The 16,052-nt window shown below is 28.9% G+C and carries 19 protein-coding genes; 15 read left to right on the top strand and 4 right to left on the bottom strand.

All coding sequences use genetic code 11. The annotated features are described in order from the left end of the window. Positions 1–400: 400 nt before the first annotated feature. Together BDW25_RS08550 and BDW25_RS08555 are read right to left on the bottom strand one after the other, a co-directional pair. The gene (locus BDW25_RS08550) at positions 401–1,186 is read right to left on the bottom strand and encodes a carbon-nitrogen family hydrolase (RefSeq protein ID WP_071859786.1); all 786 of its coding nucleotides are present in this window, start codon (positions 1,184–1,186) and stop codon (positions 401–403) included. A 130-nt stretch (positions 1,187–1,316) separates the two neighbouring features. Continuing rightward, on the bottom strand, positions 1,317–1,940 hold the full coding sequence (locus BDW25_RS08555) for a nitroreductase family protein (RefSeq protein ID WP_071859785.1): 624 nt from the start codon (positions 1,938–1,940) through the stop codon (positions 1,317–1,319). Between the two features lie 177 nt (positions 1,941–2,117). Here BDW25_RS08555 and BDW25_RS08560 point away from each other — a divergent pair, with 177 nt between their 5' ends. Continuing rightward, positions 2,118–3,683 (top strand): SdrH family protein, encoded by a 1,566-nt coding sequence (locus BDW25_RS08560; protein WP_133945418.1) that lies wholly within the window; start codon positions 2,118–2,120, stop codon positions 3,681–3,683. Positions 3,684–3,738: 55 nt separating this feature from the next. Here the strand turns inward: BDW25_RS08560 and mroQ are convergent, their stop codons facing one another. Beyond that, a complete protein-coding gene (gene mroQ / locus BDW25_RS08565) occupies positions 3,739–4,479 on the bottom strand; it encodes an intramembrane glutamic endopeptidase MroQ (protein ID WP_133945420.1) in 741 nt (246 codons plus the stop codon). Between the two features lie 174 nt (positions 4,480–4,653). On the opposite strand from mroQ, the gene groES reads away from it, so the two are divergent. The 4 genes from groES (at position 4,654) to BDW25_RS08585 (ending at position 8,188) form a co-directional block, all read left to right on the top strand. Next, on the top strand, positions 4,654–4,941 hold the full coding sequence (gene groES, locus BDW25_RS08570; protein WP_002450026.1) for a co-chaperone GroES: 288 nt from the start codon (positions 4,654–4,656) through the stop codon (positions 4,939–4,941). 56 nt (positions 4,942–4,997) lie between these two features. Continuing rightward, entirely contained in the window at positions 4,998–6,617 is a 1,620-nt protein-coding gene (groL, locus tag BDW25_RS08575) for a chaperonin GroEL (RefSeq protein ID WP_002450059.1), read from the top strand. A 567-nt stretch (positions 6,618–7,184) separates the two neighbouring features. Continuing rightward, a complete protein-coding gene (locus BDW25_RS08580) occupies positions 7,185–7,334 on the top strand; it encodes an epimerase (RefSeq protein ID WP_133945422.1) in 150 nt (49 codons plus the stop codon). Between the two features lie 182 nt (positions 7,335–7,516). Then, positions 7,517–8,188 (top strand): type 1 glutamine amidotransferase, encoded by a 672-nt coding sequence (locus tag BDW25_RS08585; RefSeq protein WP_002450060.1) that lies wholly within the window; start codon positions 7,517–7,519, stop codon positions 8,186–8,188. 50 nt (positions 8,189–8,238) lie between these two features. On the opposite strand, the gene BDW25_RS08590 is transcribed toward BDW25_RS08585, so the two are convergent. Then, entirely contained in the window at positions 8,239–9,525 is a 1,287-nt protein-coding gene (locus BDW25_RS08590) for an aminotransferase class I/II-fold pyridoxal phosphate-dependent enzyme (protein WP_002450049.1), read from the bottom strand. Between the two features lie 193 nt (positions 9,526–9,718). Between BDW25_RS08590 and BDW25_RS11085 the strand changes: the two genes are divergently transcribed. From BDW25_RS11085 to BDW25_RS08635, 10 genes are all read left to right on the top strand, one after another. After that, a complete protein-coding gene (locus BDW25_RS11085) occupies positions 9,719–9,814 on the top strand; it encodes a Trp-rich small protein (RefSeq protein WP_087437185.1) in 96 nt (31 codons plus the stop codon). Between the two features lie 179 nt (positions 9,815–9,993). Beyond that, the gene (locus BDW25_RS08595; RefSeq protein WP_002455099.1) at positions 9,994–10,170 is read left to right on the top strand and encodes an SE1626 family protein; all 177 of its coding nucleotides are present in this window, start codon (positions 9,994–9,996) and stop codon (positions 10,168–10,170) included. A gap of 187 nt (positions 10,171–10,357) precedes the next feature. Continuing rightward, entirely contained in the window at positions 10,358–10,738 is a 381-nt protein-coding gene (pmtR, locus tag BDW25_RS08600) for a PSM export ABC transporter transcriptional regulator PmtR (protein WP_002450053.1), read from the top strand. Next, positions 10,735–11,634 carry a phenol-soluble modulin export ABC transporter ATP-binding protein PmtA gene (gene pmtA / locus BDW25_RS08605; protein WP_002450028.1) on the top strand — a complete coding sequence of 300 codons (900 nt, stop codon included), beginning with the start codon at positions 10,735–10,737 and terminating at the stop codon, positions 11,632–11,634. The genes pmtR and pmtA overlap by 4 nt, the downstream gene beginning before the upstream one ends. Further along, positions 11,631–12,293 (top strand): phenol-soluble modulin export ABC transporter permease subunit PmtB, encoded by a 663-nt coding sequence (pmtB, locus tag BDW25_RS08610; RefSeq protein ID WP_133945424.1) that lies wholly within the window; start codon positions 11,631–11,633, stop codon positions 12,291–12,293. Before pmtA ends, pmtB begins: the two co-directional genes overlap by 4 nt. A 17-nt stretch (positions 12,294–12,310) precedes the next feature. After that, positions 12,311–13,183 carry a phenol-soluble modulin export ABC transporter ATP-binding protein PmtC gene (pmtC, locus tag BDW25_RS08615; protein WP_002450019.1) on the top strand — a complete coding sequence of 291 codons (873 nt, stop codon included), beginning with the start codon at positions 12,311–12,313 and terminating at the stop codon, positions 13,181–13,183. Then, a complete protein-coding gene (pmtD, locus tag BDW25_RS08620; RefSeq protein ID WP_002450058.1) occupies positions 13,184–13,912 on the top strand; it encodes a phenol-soluble modulin export ABC transporter permease subunit PmtD in 729 nt (242 codons plus the stop codon). It abuts the gene before it with no gap. 146 nt (positions 13,913–14,058) lie between these two features. Then, positions 14,059–14,544: a hypothetical protein gene (locus tag BDW25_RS08625; RefSeq protein ID WP_071859779.1), complete on the top strand. Its 486-nt coding sequence runs from the start codon at positions 14,059–14,061 to the stop codon at positions 14,542–14,544. A gap of 48 nt (positions 14,545–14,592) precedes the next feature. Beyond that, entirely contained in the window at positions 14,593–15,147 is a 555-nt protein-coding gene (locus BDW25_RS08630) for an HAAS signaling domain-containing protein (protein ID WP_019835505.1), read from the top strand. Continuing rightward, positions 15,147–15,989 (top strand): DUF4097 family beta strand repeat-containing protein, encoded by an 843-nt coding sequence (locus BDW25_RS08635; RefSeq protein WP_002450032.1) that lies wholly within the window; start codon positions 15,147–15,149, stop codon positions 15,987–15,989. The genes BDW25_RS08630 and BDW25_RS08635 overlap by 1 nt, the downstream gene beginning before the upstream one ends. Positions 15,990–16,052: the final 63 nt, after the last annotated feature.

A 16,052-nucleotide genomic window follows, 5' to 3' on the forward strand; every position in this document is an offset into this window, starting at 1 on the left:
TTGCGAAATTAAAAGTTGATTTATCGATGAGTTGTAAGGAATGTTTGTGTAATTTGACTATGTATTTGTGATGATCGAGACCAATGGGTTATTCGATAATATCGATTTTCATAGTAAAATATTTCATTTATTTATTTCTTCGTGTAGTTCCATTCATTAATAAGCTATCCCAACTTATTGATGAGAAATGCATAAGACTCGCTGAAGTGTTAACTCAGTAGAAAATAATTAACTTAGCTATTCTGAATAGAAGGTAATTATTTTCAATATGCAAGCTATCATAACATTGTTATGCAATGTAATTTTTCATAATTAATAACATCCCCAAAAGATTGAAAAATAACTGTAAAACATTCCCTTAAGTAAAAGTCGTGAGTCTCTCCCAAGCTCACGACTTTTTTTATTTATATAAATGAGGTTTTAAATTTCTAAAGATTGGAATAGCATCTCTTTGGCGTGATACTTCTTGAATGTTGATATCAACTGAAATAGTAGCTTCTTCTCTGTTTAACTCAACAAGAATATCTCCATTAGGATTGATAACCATTGAATGTCCAGCGTATTCAGTATTTCCATCATGACCTGTGCCATTACATGCGACGATGAAAATATCATTTTCTATCGCTCTAGCTTGAAGTAAGCTTCTCCAATGATTAAGTCGAGATGTTGGCCATTCGGCGACATAAAATGCGATTTGAGCACCTTCTCTAGAGGGGTATCTTAGCAATTCAGGAAATCTTAAGTCATAGCATATAATTTGAGTGGCGAGCGCCCCTGATGATAAAGTAAATGGTTCTGGAACTGTTTTTCCATCTTCTAAAAATTCTGGTTCATTTAGCATTGGAACTAAATGAACTTTATCATATTTGTTAATACGACGACCTTCTTTAGAAACAGTAAAAGCAGTATTATAAACTTTATTATTTCGTTTATTTGAAACAGATCCTGCGACGATATCAACTTGATATGTTTGAGCAAGATTTGAAATAAAAGGACAACTACGTGATAATGCTTGATCTGCTTTTTCATTTAATTCTTCTAAAGCATAGCCATTGTTCCACATTTCTGGTAACACAACAACTTCAGTATCAGCATCTAATTGAGTATTAAACCATTCTGAAATTTTTTGTTCATTTTTCTCAACATTTCCATATTCGACATAAAATTGGAATATTTGTATTTTCACTTTAACCACTCCTCAACCTGCTTAATAATTTCAATTTACTAAATTTAGCTATGAAAAGCAAAATGAAGCACATTACAATTAAGGTAAAATGACTTAATTGAAATATGCTTCATTGATAAGTTTAAATTTATTATTTTTTAATAATAAATCGTTGATCAGTAGGGTGAATTTCTTTTTCACCAGCTTGTTCTTCAATATCACCAAATGGCATTTGTGCTACAAGTTTCCATGATGCTGGAATATCAAATGTTTGTGTTGTAATTTGATCAACTAGTGGATTATAGTGTTGTAACGATGCACCGATACCTTTTGAACTTAGTGCAGTCCAAATGGCGTATTGATGCATAGCATTTGTTTGAACACCCCAGTTAGCAAAATTATCAGCATATGATGGCATTTGTTCTTGTAATGATTTTATTACATCTTCATCTTCAAAATATAAAATAGTTCCGTAGGCATGCTCGAAACCATTAATTCTTTGATTTGTAGGTTCAAAGTCGCGATCTGGTCCCATTACATCTTTGAGTACAGTTTTAGCATTTTCCCAGAATTTAATATGTTGATCGTTAAGTAATAAAACAATACGTGTTGATTGTGAATTAAAAGCTGAAGGCATATATTTTACAATATGTTCAATCATTTCCTCTAATTCTTCATCGCTAATAGAAATAGATATTTTAGTTTTGTAAATTGTACGTCTGTTTTCAACTTCAGTTAAAAATGGTTTTGTGTTTTCTTTATCAAATAATCCCATCAGATAATCTCCTTTTTTAATATATATCCAGTATAAAATTTATACTAGAATAAGTAAATTATTATATAACAAAAAATTTCATAAATATTAATATTCTTTATCAATTTGTTTATATACATGCATGATATTTTTTTATTCTTTATACTAAAACTGTTAAAAATAAGAGGAGGTCTCAGAATGATAAAACAAAACGTTATTCGAACAAGTCTTATTTTTGCTATAAGTACAATTATATTTAGTCACTATAGTTATGCTGAAACCTCTTCTAATATAGAGAGTGAAGGCGTAGATCAGAAAGTAAACCTACAAAAAACTTCTGATACTCAGCATTCTAAAATTGAACTAAGTAATGAAAATCAAAACATAAAAGAATTTAATCATACCAACGATGAAACTAGCAACACAGAAGAATCAAAAACAAAAGAATCACAACAAGAAAGCAACGAGCCTAACAGCACAAAAGAATCAACAGCAGAGGAATCACAAGAAGAAGGCAACGAGCCTAACAGCACAGAAGAATCAACAGCAGAGGAATCACAAGAAGAAAGCAAAGAGCCTAACAGCACAAAAGAATCAACAGCAGAAGAATCACAACAAGAAAGTAACGAAACTAATAATACGGAAGAATCAGCAGCAGAGGAATCACAAGAAGAAAGCGAAGAGCCTAACAGCACAAAAGAATCAACAGCAGAGGAATCACAAGAAGAAAGCGAAGAGCCTAATAGCACAAAAGAATCAATAGCAGAAGAGTCACAACAAAAAAGTAACGAAACTAATAGCTCTGAAGGACCAAAAAAAGAAAAAGTTAATGATAAGAATCAACAAAAGAGTGGAATAGAACATATTCATAAAAATAACACGTCATCTTCTAAAGAAAAAAATCATACTAAATATAAAACAGCACAAAAAAGTAAAAATTATAAAAATGATGATTCAACTATTTTTAAGCAAGAAGAACATCAAAATGTAAGGTCTAAATCAATGAAGTCGAAACAAAATCAAATCATACAACCATATAATGATAATACTTCATCCAATGTTTACTCAAAAACTACTTATCAAAAGGATAAGTCTCAAAATAGTATTTCCAAAACAATGTTTAACCACTTGGTTTCACGACAACTAGTTGAAAACAATCATAATAATTTTGAACCAACACATTTAAAGCAAAATAATCTATATTTCCAAAGTGATAGAGGAAAAGAATCCACTTATCGAAATGCATATCAAATAGAGTCAAGATTTTCAGAAAATATCTTAAATAGGTTTAATCAATATGCAAAAGGTGCTTATAAGTACAACCCTTATATTATTAATAAGGTTAATCATTTAGATGATAATGGTGAAAAGATAACAAATAAAGATTTTAATCGTTTAATTAAGAAACAAAAATTTGATAATCAAAATCTAAATATATTACAAGAGGATTCTCAATACTTTAGATTTCAATATTTTAATCCACTTAATGCTAAAGAATATTATAAAAATTTAGATGAGCAAGTTTTATCATTAATTACAAGTGACATTGGCTCTATGCCTGATTTAAAAAAGCCAAAAACAATTCATAAGGATGAAGTAGAAGAAGAACAACATAAAAAAGTCATTACTTCTTCTCATAAAAAAACAGAATCAAAATCATATATAAAAACTTTGGATATGATACTGATTCCTACTTTAATTTTAATATCTTCCACTGTAATGATAATTTATGTATATCAAAATTTAAAAACGAAAAAAAAGTAAAAGCATCAAATGTCTAGAGCATTCGATGCTTTTATTTATTAAGATAAATTATGTGCTAATTACACAAGTGAATAATAAATTGAGTTTGTTGTTTCAAATGATTTAATGAATCGCCAAGGAAAAATTGCATTACTACAACGAAGCCATTTTGAAATATATGAATAAGTATCGGCACAGAAATTCGTTTTGTTAAAGTATAAGCTAACGAAAGTATCATCCCCATACCAAAATAAATAAGAATAAATTTAATATCATTATGCGCTAATGCAAAAAGTAAAGAACTTACGGTAGAAGCAATTAAGAAGGCAATGATTCTATTTCCTTTAATTCGATCATATAGTTCACCAAAGAACACTTTTCTAAATACATACTCTTCTAAAATAGGGCCTACAACAGAAATTAATATAATAAAAATAGGAAGTTGTTTTGCTACAGCCATTATTCGTTGAGTATTTGGACTTTGTTGTGGTTGACCGAAAATCCATATGTTAATCACACCTACAATAACTTGATATAACATAACTATGAAAAAGCCAAGTATAGCCCATGGGATAATATAACGTTTTGATTCTTTATGTTCTTGCTCTAAGTTTGTAGGATTCTTAATTTTGAAATGAAGAAAGATGATTAAAATTGCTGCAAGTATAAATAAGATAACTTGAGTATACACCCCAGCCCTAGCTAAAGCCATACCTGATAAACGACTAAATATAGGCGTTTGTACTAGAACTAAGGGTAAAAATTGTGCTAAAGCATATATAATTAATGTTAGTATTGCCACCCAAATTCTTGCCATTTGAAACCTCCAGATTAAATATCAATTATTCTTATTTTATCGTAAAAAACTCAGATGTACAAAAGTAAGAGAGAGTTTTTACTTGAAATATTGACCAAATTTGATTATTATAAAAATTAGATTAGCACTCATTATATTAAAGTGCTAAATAGACCCTGCTAAGGAGGAACAATCATGCTTAAACCATTAGGAAATCGTGTGATTATCGAAAGAAAAGAACAAGAACAAACAACTAAAAGTGGAATCGTTTTAACTGATAGCGCAAAAGAAAAATCTAACGAAGGTGTTGTAGTTGCAGTAGGCAGCGGACGTCTTCTTGATAATGGTGAGACAGTTGCTCCCGAAGTAAAAGAAGGTGATTCAGTAGTATTTCAAGAATATGCTGGATCAGAGATTAAACGTGGAGAAGAAAGCTATTTAATTTTAAATGTAGAAGATATATTAGCAATTATAGAAAAGTAAAAATAACTATATAAAATTGTCGAAAAACAGGATTAATATTAATGGAGGTTGTATAAATGGCTAAAGATCTTAAATTTTCAGAAGATGCACGACAAGCAATGTTACGTGGTGTGGATAAATTAGCAAATGCTGTTAAAGTAACAATTGGTCCTAAAGGTCGAAATGTTGTATTAGATAAAGAATATGTTGCACCTTTAATTACAAACGATGGTGTAACAATTGCCAAAGAAATTGAATTAGAAGATCCATATGAAAATATGGGTGCTAAGTTAGTTCAAGAAGTAGCAAATAAAACAAATGAAATTGCTGGTGATGGTACTACAACTGCTACAGTATTAGCACAAGCAATGATTCAAGAAGGTTTGAAAAACGTAACAAGTGGTGCAAATCCAGTTGGTTTACGTGAAGGCATTGATAAAGCAGTCAGAGTAGCAGTTGAAGCATTACATGACATTTCTCAAAAAGTTGAAAATAAAAATGAAATCGCACAAGTAGGTGCAATTTCTGCTGCTGATGAAGAAATTGGTAAATATATTTCTGAAGCAATGGATAAAGTAGGTAATGACGGTGTTATTACAATTGAAGAATCTAATGGACTTGATACGGAATTAGAAGTTGTAGAAGGTATGCAATTTGATAGAGGTTATCAATCTCCATATATGGTAACAGATTCTGATAAAATGATTGCGGAATTAGAAAGACCATATATTTTAGTTACAGATAAGAAAATTTCATCATTCCAAGATATATTACCTTTATTAGAACAAGTTGTTCAATCAAGCCGACCAATCTTAATCGTGGCAGATGAAGTTGAAGGTGATGCATTAACAAATATTGTATTAAACCGCATGAGAGGTACTTTCACTGCTGTAGCTGTTAAAGCACCTGGCTTTGGTGATCGTCGTAAAGCAATGTTAGAAGATTTAGCAATATTGACTGGTGCAACAGTGATTACAGATGATTTAGGATTAGAATTAAAAGATGCTTCTATTGATATGTTAGGTACTGCAAATAAAGTAGAAGTAACAAAAGATAATACAACTGTTGTTGATGGTGATGGAGACGATAACAGTATTGATGCACGAGTAAGTCAAATCAAAGCACAAATTGAAGAAACTGATTCAGACTTTGATAGAGAAAAATTACAAGAACGTCTTGCTAAATTAGCTGGTGGTGTAGCAGTGATAAAAGTAGGTGCTGCTTCTGAAACAGAATTAAAAGAACGTAAATTACGTATTGAAGATGCATTAAATTCTACACGCGCTGCAGTTGAAGAAGGTATTGTTGCAGGTGGTGGTACAGCTTTAGTTAATATCTATAATAAAGTTGAAGAAATAGAAGCGGAAGGCGATGTTGCGACAGGTGTTAATATTGTACTTAAAGCTTTATCAGCACCAGTACGCCAAATTGCTGAAAATGCTGGATTAGAAGGTTCAGTTATTGTTGAAAGACTTAAACATGCTGATGCAGGTGTCGGATTCAATGCTGCTACAAACGAGTGGGTGAATATGCTTGAAGAAGGTATTGTAGATCCTACTAAGGTAACACGTTCAGCTTTACAACACGCTGCAAGTGTTGCTGCAATGTTCTTAACTACTGAAGCGGTAGTTGCAAATATTCCAGAACCTGAAAGTAATGACAATGCTGCAATGGGCGGTATGCCAGGTATGATGTAAAAACACCTATAAATGTTGATATATCAATGTTTTGTGTTTTTACTGGTCATGGTTATAGAAATTTAGAAAATATAATAAAAAGACTGATAAGTTCATTTTGAAGTGCGCTCAGTCAAATAGACAAGTAAATAATTAAAAGATATGGTTGGTTTTGTTTTATGCAAAATCAGCCATTTTTAATGTTAGTTTTTTGTATTAAAAAAGTAGATATATTCTTTAATTACTTATTTAATTTCACTGATATCTTTAAATATAATTTGAACAATTTTTACATAAAACTTGTCGAAATTTTACATCTTTTGATTTTTAACAATTTTATTTAATATACAAATTGAAAAAAAGATAATAAATAAAAATGCTAAATTTAATAATCAAAATAATAATATAGATTAATATAGTGATAAAAGAATTCTTGCTTTTTATATTTATGTTGTTATTTAATTTTCTGACGGTTTTGATTATAGAGTGAATCTGTACTGAAATATTGATTAGTTAATTCAAAATGATCCAGTCAAAGGTGATGTATGGGTTAAATGGTATGCAAAATTATTAAATGTTAATCCTAATATGAATATTGAACTAGCGTCTTCATTTGAACGTGGTGCTAGTAATGAAAAACTCAAAAAACATGATGGAACACTGATTTATATTAGATGGAAAGATAGAATGAACCCTATTAAATACTATAGTGACTTAATAGAAAATAGAAAAGTATGAGTTTTATATTGGAGTCTATGGCAAAAAATGATTGTCTTAGATCCCTTTTATATATTGGAGTGCTTATAAAAGTTTTTTAAATATAAAAATTATATAATTTTTATAGTATTTATTTTAAGTGTTTCGAAGTATAATGATAGCAAAGATATAAATAAACATTGACTTTTAAAGGAGAATCAACAATGAGGATTAATATTTTACAACATACCCCTAATGAAGGTCCTGGAGTTATCAGAGATTGGGCTACCGAGCATCACCATGAATTATATATTTATCATCCTTATTTTAATAGTGGTATCCTTCCCAATGTTAAAGAAACAGATTTACTTATTATTTTAGGAGGACCCATAAGCCCTAATAATGAGGATAAATGGATTTTTGAAGAACGAGAATTAATTCGCAATTTAATACAGCAAAATAAGCCAATATTTGGTATATGTTTTGGCGCTCAACAAATTACTAAAGCCCTAGGATATACTGTAGGAAAATCTCCAGTAAAAGAAGTCGGTTGGAATAAAGTTTATCGTGAGTCATCCATCATTCCTAATATTCCAAAAGAATTGATGGCATTACATTGGCATGAAGAAACATTTTATATACCTAAAAATGCACAATTATTATTTTCAAGTCAATATTTAAAAAATCAAGGATTTATTTTGAATAATAATATTATCGGACTACAATTTCATTTTGAACCAGGTGCTCATGATATAAAAGAGATTGTCATGAATGATGCTCCATACGTGTTTGATTCCGTATTAAATCAAACGCCAGACCAGATTCTTAACCAAGAAGTACCAAGAGAGAATAAAGAAGTAATGTTTAAATTGTTAGATTTTATTACAAGTCATTAAAAAATAGCGAGAACCTTCCTGGTTAGGTCTCTCGCTATTATACTTTTATGTTATTTTAAGTCATCAATTGCTTTAGCAATAGAATCAAAAACATGTGGAATATCGTTTTTTTCAACACAACTAAAAGCAATACGAATATCTGTATCATTAAGTGCAATAATACCAATTGAATAGTTATCGATTAAATGAACACGAAGTTTTTCTGGGTTAACACCGATTACTTTAAGTGCCATAAAGTATCCAGAGTTAAAATCATATGCTTGCCAATGTTGTTTATATTTTTCATCATAAACCACTTCTTTTGTTACTTCATAACGTTCTTGTAATGTTTTTACATTAGCTTGAATTTCTTTATCAAATTGTTCATGATTCTCTAGTATATATTTAATTGCACTTTGAGAAGGCATTGCTCCACTTGAAATATTACTTCTAATTAATCCTTTAACTTTAGCCTCTAATACGTCTTTAGCTTTTTGATTACTTAATCCAAATGTAAGAAAGCCAACACGTAAACCCCAAGCAAAAAATTCTTTAGTTGCACCGTCAAGGCGTATCGGTAAAATGTTTTTTGAATCTAATTGAGTAATTGCAGTAAAAATAGATTGTGTATAGACATCTTCATAAAATAAACCATAGTATGCATCATCTACGACTGTAATCACCTTAGTTCCTTTTTCTGCTAAGCGTTCAATTGCTGAGACAATTGTACGAACTTCTTCTTTAGTAGGTGTATAGCCAGTTGGATTATTAGGATAGTTTAAGATAATAATAGCTTTATCTTGTTTAAAATTATCTAAAGTAGATACAAGTGAGTTTGTTGTATAATGTCCATCTTGATCGAAAATAGCATAAGTTTCAATATTTGCCTTATGTCTTGTATTAAAAATAAGTTTATAGTTTCCCCAGTTATGTGTTGGTAATAAAATTGTATCTTCATCATTTACAAATAAGTCAGCAACTAAAGATAAACCATGGGTTAATGCATTCGTCACGATCGGACGGCTTATAGATGAAGCTTTTAAACTAGGATTTTCTTTTAACATTTTTTGTTGCCATAAATCTCTTAAAGTTTCAATTCCTTGTGGCGGAGCATATGGGAAAATCTCATCAGGCGAAAGATGATTGTAGACATCAAATAATGTGTCTGCATACATTTTTCCTTTATCATTAGTTGCCATACCAATTGTTGCATTGTATTTTGTTGATTTAGCTTCTGCAGACTGAGACAGAATACCTTTGGGATAAAACATAGATTGACCTAATGTCGATAACATGCTTAATATTTCAGGACGGTCATCGCCTAGTTGATCGTTTAAATGTTGTGCTAAAGGATTCATTTTCATAACCTCGCTTTAAATTGTTATTCACATTATATATTATCTTGAATTAAACAAAATATAAAGTTTTCTAATAAAAAATAAAGCAGAGAAGTGTTTTTATACGTAAACGGAACGTATGTTCTGTTTGTGTGTTAAAATATATATAGGTCATCATGAGATATGACACTTTACTTTGTGGAGGTGTAGTGTAATGTCGTGGTTATTAGAAAGTTTAGTCACGCTTATAACAGGGAGTATGCTGATTATATTTCGAGTTTGGTTAGAAACTAAGTGGAAAAATAAATAAGATGACCTTACACAAAAACCCCTTAACTTGATGTGGCAAGTTAGGGGATGTAATGCAATTTGTGGATATAACACTATCTTAACATAGAACATATACAATTCAATTTTAATTAAATAAATGATTAATGCATATAAAATAAAAAATTTGATATAATTATTATAATGAGGTGACTAAAAATGATGAAACACCTAACAAAAATTTTTGTAGGTTTAGCTATTGTTTTGTTTGTCATTGGATATTATCTACAAGCCACTGGACATGAAAGTCAAGGTATAAAGTTATTATTGGCTGCCATTATGTTTATGATATGTGCATTTATTAATCGTAGCAATGACAGACGTAAAAATAAAAAGTAACATATGAAAACTATGATGCAATTACCACTGTAATACTGTATCATAGTTTTTTTGTTTAACTATGTTTATAGTGTATATACAATTTATGTCTTAAGAATACTGATTTTATCTTATTTTTATTATTTCACTTTACAAATCTGTATATACTGTATATATTATTTATATACAGTTGTAAAGGGGGACATAAATGAAAGTTATTCTAAAAAACACCAGTGAACAGCCCATTTATGAACAAATTAAACAACAAATTAAAGAAAATATATTAAAAGGTTACGTTGAAGCTGGAAGTCACTTACCATCTATGAGGGAACTGGCGAAAGATTTGCAAGTCAGTTTAATTACAACAAAGCGTGCCTATGAAGATTTGGAAAAAGAAGGGTTTGTCACAACAATAAGAGGTAAAGGAACATTCGTAAAAGAACAAGACAGTTCAATTTTAAAAGAAAAACAATTTTTTGTAATTGAACATCTTGCACGTTCCATGGTAAAAGAAGCAAAAACAATTGGTATGCCTCTAAAAGAATTAAATGAAGTTTTAGCTTTAATTTACGAGGAGGAAGATGAATGAAAGCGATTGAAGTTAAACACGTAAGTTATAACACTAAAACTTTCCAAATCAAAGATCTTTCATTCAGTATTCCTCAAGGATTTGTTACGGGCTTTATTGGGAGTAATGGTGCTGGCAAGACAACAATGATTCGATTAATGATGGATTTACTTGAACCTAATACTGGAGAAATTAAAATCTTAGGACGACAAATGAAAGAATCAGCAAAATGGATTAAAAATAAAATTGGTTTTGTTTACTCAGAAATTTATTTCAACCAACAATGGAATATAAAAAAACTAGAAAATATGATTTCTCCTTTTTATTCTAAGTGGGATAGTCATATATTCCATCAGTATTTAGAGCGATTCAATATACCAAGTCATCTTAAAATTAAGCATTTCTCTAGTGGAATGAAAATGAAGTTATCTTTAGCCATTGCTTTAAGTCACCACGCTGAGTTATTTATATTAGATGAACCAACAGCAGGTTTAGATCCAATTGTAAGAAATGAAGTTCTAGAAATATTGCAGCAAGAATTAATAGATGAAAATAAAACGGTTTTTATTTCGACTCATATTATTTCAGACTTAGAAAAAATAGCAGATTATCTTGTATATATAAAAACAGGCAATCTTGTACTTGAAGGCTATTGTGATGATATAAAAGAGGAATATTTTATCGTAAAAGGTGATAACAAAGATTTAGATGATGAATTAAATCAACTCCTTTTATATAAAGAAGAAAAGCATACAGGTTATGTCGGTTTTACAAAACATGGTCAAGCATTTAAGGAATTATTTGGAAAACAAGTTGAAATAAAACATCCAACGATTGAAGAATTAATGATTTACCTTGAGAAAATGAAAGAAACTAATGATGTTGAAACTCCAAATAGAAATGGGTTGATGGCATGAAGCAACTAATAATAAGAAATTTTAAGTTAAGACGTTGGACACTTATCATTTATTTAGTGCTTATTGTTATTAATCCTATTTATACACTATTTTTTTCAAAAACAAGTTATGGTTTCGTTGTATATATTCCACTTGCCATTACATTAATGATTATAAGCATTTTAGATTCAGGACAATTATTTAGAGTACATAGACGGTTAGGTGGAAAAGAGTCGTATCTTTTTTATGAAAGTTTACCAATAACTAAGAAAGAATTGCTTAATGCAAATTATCTGACATGTATTATATTAACGATTTTAGGAACATTGATTATTGGATTATATAATTTTCAATCAACAAATATTCAGGTAAATGAGTTGCGTTATTCGACAGCACTTTCATTTTTAAGTGTAAATTTATTTAGCATTCCTATTGCCTTTAGTAAAAGTACAGAAAGAAAAAGAGAATATATTTCTTACACTGTTTATATTATTTTAATGGTACTTGCTATACCGATGGCAATTGCATTTATCTTTTTGACTATTAATTTATTTATCTTTCATAATGCACTTGATCCAAATGTATTTAATAAATATTTAAGTATTGGATTAGTTATTATAAGTGTGATGTGGCTAGTTATAAATTATTTTATTCAAATAGCACGTGTTAATCGTCGCTAGAAAAAAGGAGGACTTTTATGAAATTAGAAAATATTACTAAAACATACGGTAATAATAATGTTTTAGACAATATAGATTTTGATTTTGGAGATAGCAAAATTGTAGGACTCATTGGTAAAAACGGTGTGGGTAAAACTACACTGATGAAAGTGATGAATGGAAATATTATTAATTACAAAGGTAAAGTTAATTTAAAAGATGATGAAAATATTGGCTATCTCATTGAACATCCAAAACTTTATGATAATAAAACAGGACTTTATAATTTAAGACTCTTTGCTCAGGTGCTTGGTCAAGGATTTGATAAAGCATATTCAGATAAAATTATAGATGCTTTTGGTATGCGTCCCTATATTAAGAAAAAAGTTAAAAAATATTCAATGGGTATGAAACAAAAATTAGCGATTGCTGTATCATTAATGAATAAACCAAAATATCTTATTTTGGATGAACCGACCAATGGCATGGATCCAGATGGCTCAATCGATGTTCTAGAAACGATACAATCTTTAGTAAATGAATTAAATATGAAAATTCTTATTTCAAGTCATAAATTAGAAGACATCGAATTAATTTGTGATAGAGCTGTCTTTTTAAGAGATGGACATTTCGTTCAAGATGTCAATATGAAAGATGGTAGTGCAGAAGAAAGTACCTCTATTACGTTGGACAATGATGATTTTGATCAAGCGCTAAATTATTTACAAGAACATTTTAATGTTATTCATTCTTATAAACAAAATGGAGAAATTCTTATTAAAGCAGAACGAGATTATCGAACATTGCTTAAAGCGCTCGCACATATTAATGTGTATCCTAAATATATTGAAACACGTAAAAATTCGCTTCGAGATACGTACTTTAATATTAATCAAAGAGGTGACCATTAAATGAAGAGTTTACAATTAGTTAAATATGATATATTAAGTTTTTTAAAAAGTTATTTAACATATATCGCGCTTATATGTATTTGGGGTATCATCACAGCAATGACTGTACTATTAGCAAAAAATACTGATAAAGTCGATTATTCAATGATATTACCAATGGCAAATTGGATGTTTCTATTCTTTGGTTTACTTGTTGTTATTAAAACAATTACACGTGACTATTCTCAAGGAACGATTCAACTTTATATGAATAAAGTGAAAAATAGAGTAGGTTATGTGATAGCAAAAACGATTTCGATTATTATTTTTTCGTTCATATTTACACTTATCACGTATGTTACACTTTTAGTTATTCAAACTTTTACAGATGGTAAAAATTTAAATGGAGATAAATTCCTAACAAATATTTGGTTCTATCTTATCTTTTTACTATTTTTTGGACTATTATTATTCTTAATTACTTTAATTGTACAAAAACCAGCAGTCATTTTTACATTAGGTATCTTTTTAGTGTTTATCGTACCATTTTTACAACCATTTTTAGGTTTAATCCCTGAATGGGGCGATAATATTCAAAAATCACTCAAATATATACCTTTTAGTTACTTAACAGAAAAATCATCATCAGGTAGTATTGAATTTACGAATTGGCAATGGTTCATTTCTATTGCATCTATTGTTATTTTATTTATCGCTGATGTACTTTATGCTGCTAAACGAGACATTTAAATTAATAACTTTTTAATAAAACTGGCGACGATACGTTCAATTTTTGTCGCCAGTTTTATTTGCATTGAAAGATACTTTAATATTTTTTTGAATATAATCATAGTTATGATATATTAAAAAAAATAAGTATATAAGTGGTGGTCCTATTGCATATTCAAAATAGATGGGTTATCTCAATTTTATTTATTGTCATTTCTTTATTAGTTGTACTAGGATTGACAATTTATAAAAATGAAAAAACGGTTGATTTAAGTGATGTAGAAATTAATCATCTAAAGCTTAATGAAACGTTTGATAACTCAGAATATAGTTTAAATAAGCATGTGAAATTAGATAGGTATATTTTTTATAATCATAATAAATATAAAAATTTAACAATAAAAGTCAAGAAAAAACATCACAAAATTAAAGGAATTATCTTAGTTAAAGATACTTTTGTTAACACAAATTTTGATGTTCATATAGGTGACCCAATCGATGCTGTTATAGATAATCTAGGTTATAACTATGACAAAGATAAGGTAGGTAAAGGTTATGATGCTTTAGTATATCTTGATAAAGATCATCACATGAAATTATCAATTTTATATAAAGATAATATTGTTAAGCGAATTGAATTCTTTAGTCGTTGATAGTTAATAAAAATAAATTTATATTTTAAGAAAGTATGTGAAAGAGAAATGGATAAAATTACTTTTTTGAATGAACTGGAAACGGAGCTTGATGATTTACCACGTAAAGACAAAGATAAAGTAATGAATGAATATGAAGATATCTTTTATAATCAAGAAACAAAAGGCAAAACAGATGCTCAAATATTAGATGATTTGAAAAATCCTTATACTATTGGAAAAGAAATAAAAGCTAAAGAAGCAATTTCACATGCTAAAGTTACACCTAACTTTCGTAATATTGTAAAAGCTATTATGGCATCATTAAGTTTGGGTGTTATTTCTTTTTTCTTAATTGTTATCCCAATGATAATATTCTTAATATTTCTAGCCTTTGTTTTCGTCATTTCAATTGTGCTTATTTGTTTACCTATCTTATTAATTATTATTAGTATCCTTAAAAGCACTCCTGACTCTTTTAGTAATTTTCTTTATAGTATTTCTTATGCTGGAATAGGTATATTAGCGTTCGTTGCAATAATAAAAATTGTTCAGAATTTATATAAACTTGTTTTAAAATATTTATCATGGTATATAAAAATAATTAAAGGAAGAATCCAGTGATGAAAAAGTTAACAATAAGTGGATTAGTTATATTTGTTGTTTTTTTTCTAGCAGCAACGTTGGTATGGTTTGTTCATGATAAAGATATTTATAAACGACTGAAATATAATGAAACGTTTCATCAATCATCTATCTCCAAATTGAATATAGATAGTTATAGTTCTGATATCACTATTACTCAAGGTTCTTCATTTAGAGTGAAATATTACGGGGACAATAGTATAAAAGTGAACACTCAAAAAGACAGCTTAAATGTAAAAGAATCACGTTCTTCTAAAAGAGGGTATAGCTTTAATTTAAACCCTTTTAAAAGAAGCAAGTTCAACATACATATAACTATTCCACCTGATAAATTAAAACAATTAAATATTGATGCTAAATTAGGAAAATTAAATATTAATAATATAGATATCAAAAAAGCCAGAATTAGAAAAGACGGAGAAAATTTAAATATCAAAGAAGCTAAACTTGATCGTATTGATTATTATAGCGATCATGGAACAATTAATATTAAAAATAGTGATATTAAAAATAGTCAATTTAAAGTAATAAATTCTAATATTGTGGTTAATCATTGTACCTTGAAAAATGGGTTATTCATTACAAATGAAGGAAAACTTGACTTTAAAAACATGCCAAGTCAAATTGATATGAAGAGCTCAAGTAAAAAAGGTGATATAAACATTGAGTATAAAACTAAGCCTAAAGACACCTTGTTAAAACTACATCCAGGAATGGGTGACAATAACATTAAGAATCCTTATTTTAAAGATAGCAAAGTAGGTAATAGTTATAATATTATAGAGTGTTATAACGTTAAAGGTGATATAAATATTAAATAGGATGAAAAAGATTAGACAAAACGTTGATTAATTAAATTTTAAAACGTTTATCTAATCTTTTTT

Origin of the sequence: Staphylococcus sp. AtDRG32 (genome assembly GCF_004365845.1) — a bacterium.
GTDB classification, from domain to species: Bacteria; Bacillota; Bacilli; order Staphylococcales; family Staphylococcaceae; genus Staphylococcus; species Staphylococcus hominis.

What these genes read in the sequence shown, in the direction of transcription:
- BDW25_RS08555 (WP_071859785.1), bottom strand. Translation starts at nt 1,940, where the DNA reads ATGGGATTATTTGATAAAGAAAACACAAAACCATTTTTAACTGAAGTT.
- BDW25_RS08560 (WP_133945418.1), top strand. Translation starts at nt 2,118, where the DNA reads ATGATAAAACAAAACGTTATTCGAACAAGTCTTATTTTTGCTATAAGT.
- mroQ (WP_133945420.1), bottom strand. Translation starts at nt 4,479, where the DNA reads ATGGCAAGAATTTGGGTGGCAATACTAACATTAATTATATATGCTTTA.
- groES (WP_002450026.1), top strand. Translation starts at nt 4,654, where the DNA reads ATGCTTAAACCATTAGGAAATCGTGTGATTATCGAAAGAAAAGAACAA.
- groL (WP_002450059.1), top strand. Translation starts at nt 4,998, where the DNA reads ATGGCTAAAGATCTTAAATTTTCAGAAGATGCACGACAAGCAATGTTA.
- BDW25_RS08580 (WP_133945422.1), top strand. Translation starts at nt 7,185, where the DNA reads ATGAATATTGAACTAGCGTCTTCATTTGAACGTGGTGCTAGTAATGAA.
- BDW25_RS08585 (WP_002450060.1), top strand. Translation starts at nt 7,517, where the DNA reads ATGAGGATTAATATTTTACAACATACCCCTAATGAAGGTCCTGGAGTT.
- BDW25_RS08590 (WP_002450049.1), bottom strand. Translation starts at nt 9,525, where the DNA reads ATGAATCCTTTAGCACAACATTTAAACGATCAACTAGGCGATGACCGT.
- BDW25_RS11085 (WP_087437185.1), top strand. Translation starts at nt 9,719, where the DNA reads ATGTCGTGGTTATTAGAAAGTTTAGTCACGCTTATAACAGGGAGTATG.
- BDW25_RS08595 (WP_002455099.1), top strand. Translation starts at nt 9,994, where the DNA reads ATGAAACACCTAACAAAAATTTTTGTAGGTTTAGCTATTGTTTTGTTT.
- pmtR (WP_002450053.1), top strand. Translation starts at nt 10,358, where the DNA reads ATGAAAGTTATTCTAAAAAACACCAGTGAACAGCCCATTTATGAACAA.
- pmtA (WP_002450028.1), top strand. Translation starts at nt 10,735, where the DNA reads ATGAAAGCGATTGAAGTTAAACACGTAAGTTATAACACTAAAACTTTC.
- pmtB (WP_133945424.1), top strand. Translation starts at nt 11,631, where the DNA reads ATGAAGCAACTAATAATAAGAAATTTTAAGTTAAGACGTTGGACACTT.
- pmtC (WP_002450019.1), top strand. Translation starts at nt 12,311, where the DNA reads ATGAAATTAGAAAATATTACTAAAACATACGGTAATAATAATGTTTTA.
- pmtD (WP_002450058.1), top strand. Translation starts at nt 13,184, where the DNA reads ATGAAGAGTTTACAATTAGTTAAATATGATATATTAAGTTTTTTAAAA.
- BDW25_RS08630 (WP_019835505.1), top strand. Translation starts at nt 14,593, where the DNA reads ATGGATAAAATTACTTTTTTGAATGAACTGGAAACGGAGCTTGATGAT.
- BDW25_RS08635 (WP_002450032.1), top strand. Translation starts at nt 15,147, where the DNA reads ATGAAAAAGTTAACAATAAGTGGATTAGTTATATTTGTTGTTTTTTTT.